Annotated in this window: 1 protein-coding gene; it reads right to left on the bottom strand. The window is 58.5% G+C overall.

The features are described from left to right. Positions 1-13 precede the first annotated feature (13 nt). On the bottom strand, positions 14-775 hold a 762-nt coding region (locus SLH47_RS26300; RefSeq protein ID WP_320244105.1), incomplete at its 5' end, for a hypothetical protein.

Here is a 775-nt window from a genome sequence, read left to right on the forward strand (position 1 = left end):
AGGGACTTTGTGTCTATGCTGTTCTTCTTCTGCGAACAGGCAGCAACCTTTGGTTTGTCTCATCTCTGTGCTTCTTGAGATAACGCATGAATGGTGTTCCGCCGGTGCCAATGTCAGTGTCGTTGCCTGCTGCGATACGGGACTGCCGGTTGATGTAGGATGCGGCGTATTCAAGATGCCGCGACCGAAAATCGGCGACCGCCTGGATGTTCGCATTGTAGGCTTCCACGAGGCTGGGCAATCCGCAGCGCGCGACAAACTCTCGCAACTCGCTTTCGGACCGAACATCCTCAACGAAGCGCCGGTGCGCAGGCGGGCGGTACATGTGTAACTCGTCAAGATAGGCCTTCATCGGATCATGCGCGTGCCCGACACCCAGAAGAGCGTCCATCGCAGGTACGATTGACGATTGTGACCCGGTTTGCCCCCTGAATGCCTGACCGACCGACCCGAAACGTTCGACACCTTCGTAGCGCAGTCCGTTTGGCAGGGCTGGATTGTCCTTCCAGCCGTGGATGTAGGGCCGCACGCGCTCGAAATAGATGTACGGATCGCAGCGCTCCGGCATCCGGTCGAAGATCGCGTTGATCTCGGCCCAGACGTCGGCCATTTCTATGAGGAGGGTCTGAACCATGCCTTCGTCCTCGGACTGCACGGCTTCGATGACACTCGGCATCCGTGCCAAAGCACCGCCGGCCTGCGCTTCGATCGCAACGTGGATCAGAACGAACCACGCTTCGTCCTGGCCGCCAAGGAAGTGTTGGATCATACGCGT

It is taken from the genome of Cognatiyoonia sp. IB215182, assembly GCF_033963905.1.
GTDB lineage: Bacteria > Pseudomonadota > Alphaproteobacteria > Rhodobacterales > Rhodobacteraceae > Yoonia.